Source organism: Myxococcus sp. CA039A (genome assembly GCF_013336645.1).
Lineage (GTDB): Bacteria > Myxococcota > Myxococcia > Myxococcales > Myxococcaceae > Myxococcus > Myxococcus llanfairpwllgwyngyllgogerychwyrndrobwllllantysiliogogogochensis.
The window spans coordinates 1-9,374 of record NZ_JABUMQ010000390.1; the positions used below are offsets into that span (position 1 = coordinate 1).

Annotated in this window: 8 protein-coding genes; 3 read left to right on the top strand and 5 right to left on the bottom strand. The window is 69.4% G+C overall.

Annotation, left to right across the window (positions count from 1 at the left end):
• The coding region (locus HR086_RS40890) for a sensor histidine kinase (RefSeq protein ID WP_174468329.1) at positions 1-1,039 on the bottom strand (1,039 nt) is incomplete at its 3' end.
• 85 nt (positions 1,040-1,124) lie between these two features.
• Positions 1,125-2,519 carry a HEAT repeat domain-containing protein gene (locus HR086_RS40895; protein WP_174468324.1) on the bottom strand — a complete coding sequence of 465 codons (1,395 nt, stop codon included), beginning with the start codon at positions 2,517-2,519 and terminating at the stop codon, positions 1,125-1,127.
• Between the two features lie 76 nt (positions 2,520-2,595).
• On the opposite strand from HR086_RS40895, the gene HR086_RS40900 reads away from it, so the two are divergent.
• Positions 2,596-2,862, top strand: a complete 267-nt coding sequence (locus HR086_RS40900) for a hypothetical protein (RefSeq protein WP_174458476.1) — start codon at positions 2,596-2,598, stop codon at positions 2,860-2,862.
• A gap of 25 nt (positions 2,863-2,887) precedes the next feature.
• On the opposite strand, the gene HR086_RS40905 is transcribed toward HR086_RS40900, so the two are convergent.
• Complete coding sequence (locus tag HR086_RS40905; RefSeq protein WP_174468325.1) at positions 2,888-4,546, bottom strand: M14 family metallopeptidase; 1,659 nt, start codon at positions 4,544-4,546, stop codon at positions 2,888-2,890.
• 170 nt (positions 4,547-4,716) lie between these two features.
• Here HR086_RS40905 and HR086_RS40910 point away from each other — a divergent pair, with 170 nt between their 5' ends.
• Positions 4,717-5,175 (top strand): YaiI/YqxD family protein, encoded by a 459-nt coding sequence (locus tag HR086_RS40910; protein ID WP_174468326.1) that lies wholly within the window; start codon positions 4,717-4,719, stop codon positions 5,173-5,175.
• A gap of 29 nt (positions 5,176-5,204) precedes the next feature.
• Here HR086_RS40910 and HR086_RS40915 read toward each other — a convergent pair whose 3' ends face one another.
• Both HR086_RS40915 and HR086_RS40920 read right to left on the bottom strand, forming a co-directional pair.
• A complete protein-coding gene (locus HR086_RS40915; protein WP_174468327.1) occupies positions 5,205-6,656 on the bottom strand; it encodes a glycoside hydrolase family 6 protein in 1,452 nt (483 codons plus the stop codon).
• Positions 6,657-6,962: 306 nt separating this feature from the next.
• Positions 6,963-8,285 (bottom strand): sigma 54-interacting transcriptional regulator, encoded by a 1,323-nt coding sequence (locus HR086_RS40920; RefSeq protein ID WP_254625438.1) that lies wholly within the window; start codon positions 8,283-8,285, stop codon positions 6,963-6,965.
• A gap of 245 nt (positions 8,286-8,530) precedes the next feature.
• Between HR086_RS40920 and HR086_RS40925 the strand changes: the two genes are divergently transcribed.
• The coding region (locus HR086_RS40925) for a hypothetical protein (protein ID WP_174468328.1) at positions 8,531-9,374 on the top strand (844 nt) is incomplete at its 3' end.

The window sequence follows — 9,374 nt, forward strand, 5'->3', positions numbered from 1 at the left end:
GCCCCGCCCTGCCCCCGTAGAGGGTCGCCAGTCGCGCTCGCAGGTTGGACAGGCCCACGCCTCCACCGCGAGACGGGCCTCCCACGGGCGGCCCCATGCCGTCGTCCCGCACGAACAGCCGCAGCACGTCCCCTTCCCGCTCGGCGGAGATTTCAATCCGCCCCGGCTCCGCGCGCGGCGCCAGTCCGTGACGGATGGCGTTCTCCACCAGGGGCTGCAACGCCAGATAGGGCACGCGTGCATCCAGGACGTCCGGAGCCAGCCGCCACGACACCTCCAGGCGGGGCCCGAAGCGAATCTGTTCGATGTCCAGATAGGGAACCAGCGCCGCCTGCTCCTCACGCAGCGTCACCTCCTGTCGTGCATGGGACTCCAGGCTGTGGCGCAGCAGGTCGCCCAGTCGCGCCAGCATGCGCTCCGCGGCATCCGGGTCCGCGTGGACCAGCGAGGCCACGGCGTTGAGCGCGTTGAACAGGAAGTGTGGCCGGAGCTGAGAGGCGAGCGCCTGGAGCCGAGCCTCCGCGAGCTGGGCCTGGAGCTGGTCCGCGCGACGCTGACGCACATGCGCCCGGCGCGCGAGGCCCAGGGCGTGGGCGCCCGCCGTCAGCAGCACGAAGGGCAGCAGGTTGTTGACGACGCTCTGGGCCAGCACATCGAGCACGCGGGGCTCGCGCTCGTACCAGCCGATGAGGTCCTGGGTGAGCACGACAAAGGTCGCCCTGCCGAACACCACCAGCAGCAAGGCCACCAGATGGAAGCCCAGGGCGGAAGGCAGGCGCCCGCGCGCCAGGGGGACACGCTCCGACAGGCGCAGACACATCACGGTGATGGGCACCCACAACAGGGAGCTGGCCAGGGACATGCGCCACAGCGCGCCCCCGGCGACCTCCGCCTCGCCGATGCGCTGGAGGAGCTGGACCTGGCTCACGGCGATGAGCGCGTCCGCGAGCCACCAGCCCAGGGCGCCCGGCCACACGGCCCAGGATGGCAGGGGCGCCACCTCACCAGCCCGGAGTCTCGCCGTCTCCTCTTCGCGCATGACGGGCAAGGGTAGCGGGCCCCGGGGATGGCTTCCACGAGGCCTGGGACAAACCGCTCGCGGACAGGGACGAACGGAGCGTCGCTCAGCCGCCCTGGCTCGACAGCCACTGCCGCCACTGCTCGGGACGCTCGAACTTCTCACCGGAGAGCAGTTGGAGCACCAGCACCGCGGGCTCGCGATTGATGGGCTGCTGGTAGGCCGACATGTCCACGAGCAGCGTGCCCACCTTCTGGAGCACCTCCGCGCGGCGGGCCTTCAGCTCTTCGGGCGAGAGCTTCTGGAGCACCATCTCCAGCAGGTACGTGCCCTTGTTCCGGTCCGACACGTCCGGCATCGTCATCGCCTCGAAGACCTTGGACAGGTCGACGACGGGCCGGTCCAGGCCCTGCTGGAAGGCCAGCACCGAGCGGACGACGTTGTTGCGCACACCAGAGTCCGGATCCTTGAAGAAGGGCAGGAGCCACCCGATGACCTGCTCCGGCGTGCCGGCATAACCCAGCACATAGGGGACCGCCGAGCGGCGGTTCGCATCGGCGTCCTCGCGCAGCACGCGCAGCAGCGCCTCCCGAGCGGCGGGGGCCTTCTCGACGAAGCGCGGCTCGTAGGGGGCGAGCTCGGGGTGACCGAACCCGAACGAGCAGTGGGCGACGCGACAGGACGGAGGCTGGTCGGTGTTCAGCGCGCCGGCGCGCATGAGGCGCACCACCTTGTCTTCGTACTCCAGCCAGTGCGCGATGAGCCCCTCTGGGTCCTCCACGTGTCCGGTGGGCGCGGGGAGGAAGCTCAAGCGGTGCGAATCCTCGGCATCCACCAGGTCCACGCTGGCGAAGGCCTGCCCCTTCAATTCCTCCGCGAAGAACGCGATGACGCCCACGTGGGTGTAGGCGAGGTTGAAGCGCTGACGCAGCGCCTCCTCCCGCTTCTTCATGAGATGACGGCTGCGGACGATGGGCTTGCCCACCTCCAGGCCGAGCATCTTGATGACCTCGGCCGCGGTGGCGCGACGCGAGCGCGACACGTCGATGGTCGCGAGCACGGGGATGGGCATGGGTGGGGTGCCCGCCTTGTCCAGGTTGGCCTGGACACCCGCCACCACCTGCGCCCAGCCCGGCAGCGCGTGGAGCGAGGCCAGCTCGGGGTCGAACTGGAGCTGATCCACGGAGGGGAAACCACTGTCGGCCGCGCGCTTCAGGAAGGCCATCGCGTCCTCGGTGCGCCCTCCGAGAGAAGCGCAGCCGGCTGCGGAGTAGTACTCCTCCGCGCGAAGGTCGGGGTCCGTCAGGGCCTCCGCGGACTGGCGCCGCAAATCGGCGCAGGTGGCGAAGTCCTCGGCGTCGTAGGCCTTCTCCGCGCGCAGGGACAACTCCTGCGAGGTCATCGCGCCCACGGTGGACACCACGTCCTGGGGCTTCCCGGACGAGTGCGCGCAGCCCAGGCCCAACATCAACCACAGACTCAGTCCGACGGACTTCCTCATGAGCGCCTCCCCTTCGAAACCCCGCACTGTGGCGCGACAGTGGCCCCGGGTTCAATGTCTCACGGAACGCCCTGTCTTGAGCCCCAACCCCTGCCGGCATACCGCAAACAGTTGCAACTCAACAGCGCCTGTCATCTGGAGGCACCAGGGACATATCCAGCCACACGGCCCCAACAGCCCCTACTGGGGCGTCGGGACGACGTCGTGCGAGGAGACGTGCGTCTTCAAGCGCTCCACCACCGGTACCTACTACCGCAAGCACGTCCGGTTCCGCGTGACGGATGCGACGGGCGTCACCTCCGCCCCCGCGGAGACCGGTCAGTTCTGCTGGAGCCCCAACTGAGCACGGGGCCCCAGCGCGCGCTCGTTCACTCCGCCTTCTTCGGAGCCGGGGCGGGGCTCACCACGCGGTGCACGGGGTAGAGCCCGCCCACCTCCAGCATCGTGTCCAGGAACTGCCACCGGCAGAAGCCATCGTCCGAGTGCGGCTCCAGCAGGTACACGGCCAGCGTGCCCGCGCGCTGCGCCGTGGGCACGTAGAGCGTCCCCTGGGCGAACTCGCGCTTCGTCCGCTCGGAGGACACCGTCAGCACCGTCTCGAAGCGCACCGGCTTGGGCTTCAGGCTCAGCGGCACCTCGGCCTCGCCGGGCGCGGGCACGTTCGCCGCGACGTCGGGGCTGAAGGTCTCCTCCCGCCGGGCAATCCGGTAGCTGTCCACCAGGAAGTGGCGCGCCTTCGGGAGCACCTCGAACCGGATGCCCTGCCCTTCCAGCCGGGGCGCCAGCTCCGCGGGCACCAGGTACGCCTCCGGTGTGCTCACCGCCTGCGTCGGGATGAACGTGCGGTAGTGCGGCACGCGGTAGACGCGGCGCTTCTTCCCGGGGAAGCGATGCTCCGCGATGCTCTTCTCGTCGAACGCCTGGATGCGCGCCTGGTCCCCGTCCTTCGCATAGGCCGGGTAGTCGAACGTCAGCGCTCCCTGCGCGTCCCGGGTGGCGACGCCGTAGTTGATGCCCACCAGCGACTGGAGGTCCGGCGTCTTGCCGCGCGCGATGATGGCCGCCTGCTGGGCCTCCGTGACGGAGAGGAACGCCTTCGAGCTCCGGGCCGCCTCGCGGAACAGCTCCAACAGCCACGCGCGCGTCACGGCGCAGCGGCGCGGGAAGTCGATGTAGCTGTACGTCTCCAGCAACACGTCGAGCCGGCCGAGCAGCCCCCGGTAGTGACTGCCGAAGCGCGGCAGCGCCGGGTACGTGTGCCAACCCGAGGCGGGCACGTCCTCCTCGCGGTAGTTGCCGTACCAGAAGCTGTCGAACCCGTGGCGCTTGCTCACCGATTCGGAGACGCGCTCCAGCATCGCCCGGTTGTAGTCGCGCAGCTCCTGGAACAGCGGCTCGTTCGAGTGAGACGTGTCGAACGTCAGGTCGAAGGCGTGGATGCTGCCGTCCGTGGTGTGGCAGTCGATGAACAGCTCGGGCCACCACGTCTGGTGCAGCTTCGCCATGGCGCGCGTCTCCGGCGCCTCCTGCTTCGTGCTGTCACGGTTGAGATTCCACCCCTCGCCCGTGTAGCGCGTGCCCACGCCGCCCTCGGGATTGACCTGCCCCTCCAGGCTCTTGAGGTTGAGCTTGCGGTTGTTGGGGCTGATGCGGTCATTGCCGTCCGGGTTGAAGTTGGGGACCAGGACCAGGCACAGCTTGTCGAGCAACTTCGCGCCCAGCTTCGTCAGCGTCAAATCCCGCGCGAGCGCGAGCAGCGCCTCCTTGCCCTCCACCTCGCCGGCGTGGATGTTGGCCTCCACCAGCACGACGACCTTCTTCTGCTTGCGCGCCAGCTCTGGCGTGAAGCAGTTGCGGTCGCTCACGACCATCGCCACCAGCGGCTGACCCTCGCCGCTGGTCCCGAAGTCCACCCGTCGGGCGAGCTTCGTGCGGCGGCAGAGTTCGTCGATGAAGGCGAGCACGTCGGAATGACGCGAGGTTTCGGCGTAATTCGAGGCTTCAGCACGGGTGAGCAGCTCGGACATGGGCGCGCATCCGAGCGCCGCGCTCCCGCGTCGTCAAGCACTTCGTCCACAACGCGGCACCGTTCACTCCGGGTCGCCGTCATCCAGTGAGCGCTCGTCGACGCACTGCACGGTCCACGCCGAATATTCCGGAGCACCGCGCCGTGAATCCACGCGAGGATGCGGGCCGCATGAAAATCTGGGTCGATGCCGATGCCTGTCCGGGCCCTGTCCGGGAAATCCTCCTGCGCGCCTCACAGCGCCTCAAGGTGCCCCTGGTGTTCGTGGCCAACCGGGGGATGAATCTGCCCCGCTCGGAGTTCGTCTCCACCGTGCAGGTGGGGGCGGGGCTCGACGTGGCGGACCAGCACATCGCCACGTCGGCCCAGCGCGGGGACCTGGCCGTCACCCAGGACATCCCGCTCGCGGCGCTGCTGGTGCCGCGAGGCGTGGTGACGTTGGACCCTCGTGGGGAGCTGTTCTCCGAGGAGAACATCGCCGAGCGACTCTCCGTGCGGAATTTCATGCAGGAGCTGCGGGAGAGCGGCGTCGTGACAGGCGGCCCGAGCGGCTTCAACGCCCAGGACCGCCAGCGCTTCGCCGCGGCGCTGGACCGCGAGCTGGCCCGGCTGCTCCCGAAGCGCGGCTGATTCGTCGCGCGCTCCGGGAGCCCCTGGACTCAGGTCCCGTCGATGAGGCGGATGGCGATGTCGGGGCTGAACTGGCCCGCTGGAGTCGTGGGGGCGATGCCGCAGTTGCCGTCGGAGTCTCCGGGCACCTTCACCCACAGGAGCATCTCCGCGCCCCCGCCCACCTGTGACAGCACGCCCAGCTTGCGGCCCGCCGGGTTGCACCACTCGCCATTGTGGCCATTGCCGTTGCGGCTGGTGTCCACCACGAAGGGCTTCGTGTAGCCGTAGCGCGTATTGAGCGCGCCGTTCACCGCCGCCCCGTACGTGGTCGACTGGGCCGTGGTGTAGAAGTTCGACACGTTCAGCGCGAAGCCCCGGATGTTGCGGACGCCGGCGGACTCCAGCCGCTGTGCCATCGTGTCGGCGCCAATCCAGTTGGCATTGCCACCGTCCAGGTAGGCCCACGTGTTCGGCGCACGATCTCTCAGCTGCTCCGTCGCGTAGCGCAGGAGGCCGAGCCGCGTCTGTCGCTCCGCATCATTGGGCAGACAGTCGAGCTGGGCGACCGCGTCCGGCTCGATGATGACGATGGCCGGGCGGTTGCCCAGGCCGGTGGCGAAGGCGGAGATCCACGTGCGGTAGGCCTCGGGACTGCCCGCGCCTCCGCCGGAGTGACTGCCGCAGTCGCGTCCGGGAATGTTGTAGGCCACCAGCACCGGGAGCTTGTCCGCCGTGTCCGCGGCGGCGACGAAGCTGGACACCGCCGAGGCGATGTCTCCACTCCAGTTGCCGAACCAGCGCGCCCCCGCCTTGCTCGCGATGGACGACTGGATGCGCGCCGCGCGGGAGTCCCCACCGTTGTTGCGCACCCAGACGGCGGAGTTGGAGTTGGGGTCGACGTAGAAGCCGCTCGTCATTCCCACCGGCCCGGTGCCACCCCCGCCGTCCTCCGTGGTGAGGGAGATGTTGTCCAGGAAGGCCGAGAAGGCGCCCACGCCGCCGAGCTGGAACGTCACCTGCCCCGCCGTCGTGGCCAGGTTCGAGGTGAAGGGGAATGTGAAGGTGCGCGTGGTGCCATCCAGGGTGATGTACTGGTCCAGCGGCGCGGTGTACGGCGCGGCCCCCAATTGCACCGTCACCCGCACTCTCACGGTCGCCGACGCGGACGCCGTGAAGGACAGGGTGTATGCCCGGCCATTCACCAGGACGATGTTGTCCTGTCCCGAGGGTGCATCCCAGGGATTGGCGGGGTTCCCCGTGACGTTGATGCGCAGCTTCCCGTTCTCCACCACGGACTGGGAGTTGGCACCGCTCCACCAAGGCGCCACCGTCCCGCCACTGAAGGTTCCATTGACGACCAGCTCCGTGAGCGGCGAGGACACCTGGCCCTCCGACTCCGGCTCGGGCGCGGGAGCTGACGGCACCGCGGGGCCACACGCGGCCACCAGGGATGCACCCAACACGACGGCTACCCAACCCACATGTCGACGCAGTTGCACGAAACGATTCCTCCTGCCCGCTTCCGGATGACAGGGAATGACGTCCGGCCTGGCGCGGGACCTTGGCGCGACGGTGAAAGTCCTTCCTCGCCGCGTCGCGGCATACTGGCAGGTTTTCCCTGTTTTACCAGCTCAAATACACACAAGCCCTGGCGGACGACTGCAATGGCAAAATTGAAAAGGAGCTTGAAACAGCGTCGTCCATCCGGATTGTAGACATCCACGCCCGGCGGCGACGCCAGGAGATACCGGACACTCCGTCATGCGGGCTCACACACGGGGCGCGCGCATCCAGGAGAACGTGGCTCACTCGGGCTCGGAGGACTCCGCGCCGTCGAGGCCATGCCGTCGCAGCAGCCGTCGAAGCTGGGTGCGGTGCAGGCCGAGCGCGCGCGCCGTCGCGGAGACATTGCCTCCCTGCTGGCGCAGGGCCTCTTCAATCCGGGCCCGTTCCTGGACATCCCCCTGGGCGCGCTCCGTCGCATCCGCGCGAGGCTCGGGACCGGCGCGCACGGTGACGCTTCCGGGGCCAAAGGCTGTTCCCGCGCTCGGGCTCAGGTGTCGAGCCTCCACCCGGGTGGCGCCCTGAAGCAGCGCGGCCTGGACGGCGCTGCGCAGCTCCACCAGGAGTTCGCGGATGTTTCCCGGCCAGGGCCGCAGGAGACACTGCTCCACCAGGGAGACGTGGAGCCCGAGCCCCGGCGCCACCCGCTCCGCTTCGCGTTGGAGCAGCAGGGGCAGCTCCTCGGGGCGCTGGCGCAGCGGAGGCACCACCACCTCGGGCCGGCCCATGCGGAAGTACAGGTCCTCGCGCAGCCCGCCCCGGGCCACCAGGGCGCGCAGGTCCTTGTTGCTCGCGGAGCACAGGTGCAGGTCCACCGTCTTCGGCCGGGAGGCGCCCAGGGGCAGCACCTCGCGCGTCTCCAGCGCGCGCAGCAGCTTGGCCTGGACGGCCAGGTCCAGCTCCACCACTTCATCGAGGAACAGCGTGCCGCCATCCGCGGCCTGCAGGTATCCCTGGGCGTCTGCCTCCGCGCCGGAGTACGCGCCGCGCCGGACACCGAAGAGGAGCCGCTCCGCGATGCCCTCGGGAATGGCCGCGCAGTTGACGGCGACGAAGGGGCCCTCGCGCCGGGGACCGTGTTGGTGGAAGGCGCGCGCCATGCCTTCCTTGCCGGAGCCGCTCTCTCCATGGATGTGGAGCGAGAAGCCCAGCTCCGCGGCGCGAATCACCTCCGCGAGCAGCCTCTGGCCACCGGGCCCCCGCACGAAGCCGTCCACCAGTCCGACGCCGTGTTCTTCCAGGGGCCGCACGTCGACGCTCGGCACGAAGAGGGAGTCTCCCATCCGGAGCACGGCGCGCACCTCGCGAGGCGCGCCGGGCGCGAGCGGCTCTCCATCCACCCAGGTTCCGTTCTGGCTTCCCAGGTCGACGGCCCAGAAGTGCTTCCCGTCGAAGCGGACCTGGGCATGGCGCCGCGACATCCTCGGGTCCTGGACGTCGCCGAGTTGGGGACCTCGCCCCAGCTCCAGCCCCTCCAGCGGGAGCCGGAGAGCCACTGCCAGCGCCGCCCCTCCGCCAAACAGGCGCACCAGCCCGGGAACGCGCGCCGCGTCCGAGACCTCCATCCCTCGTCCATCACCACTCGGCCGGAGCGTCGACCCATCGTGTTCCATGCCGGGTCATCATACGCGCCGGGCGGTGGCACACGGCACGGTGCCAGCGCTTGTGCCATTTCCGGAGCGACTCGGGCGCCTCGCGAGGACATGCTCCCGCTGGCGACGGGAATGTCGGGGGCGCGTTCAACCGTGGCACGGCGCTCGCTATGGGGCGCACGCATCACGAGGCACCAGGGGACACCACCATGAGGAACATGACTGACGACATCGCGGCGCCCGTGCGGGGAGCCCACCGGACCACCGGCCCCATCCTGCTGGCGACACTGGCGCTCCTCGGCGCGAGCGCCTGCCTCAAGCCCCTCCAGCTCCCGCCGTCACCTTCAGACCCGAACCCCCGGCAGCCCGACGTGGGCGACAAGTACGTGACGGACTCGGAGACCCAGTTGCCCGTCACACCTTGCAAGGGAAAGGACTGCCCGCCCCTGGAGCCCACGGCCCAACCGCTGGCGCCGCTGGAGTGTCCGACGGGGCAGTGCATCCCGGACAACTCGAACGGCCAGGGCATCTACATCGTCGAGGGCAGCGACTTCTGCTTCACCCAGGGGACGGAGTTCCGGTTCTGCCCGGAGGCCTTCGTCAACCGCGCGCCCGGGGACGTGGTGCTCAAGGGGAGGGACCGCCTCATGGGCACGCTCTTCTACACCGCGACGCTCCGGGGGGTATTGCCGGGCCAGCTCGGTCGCACGCCGCAGGGCGCTCCCGCGAGCTTCGTTGCGATTCACAGCGTGCAGGGACAGGGGGACCAGCTCGTCGTCAATTACTGTCAGTCGCGGACGAAGTGCAGCAAGCCAGAGGACATCCAGACGCTCCAGGGGCCGGCGCTCGCGGGCTTCACGTTCGACGTGCTCTTCCGGAACGTGCCGGATGAGGAGACTTTCTTCGAGTTCCAGCTCGTCCCTCTGGGAGCCGACCAACTCCTCCCGCCGTTCCAGCTTCAGAAGTACGAGGTGCGACACCGGTTGCGAGACCCCAATGGCAACCATCCGGCCTGGACGAATCCGTGCGGCGGGTCCGCGCGGGGCCGGGTGGGCATCCTCC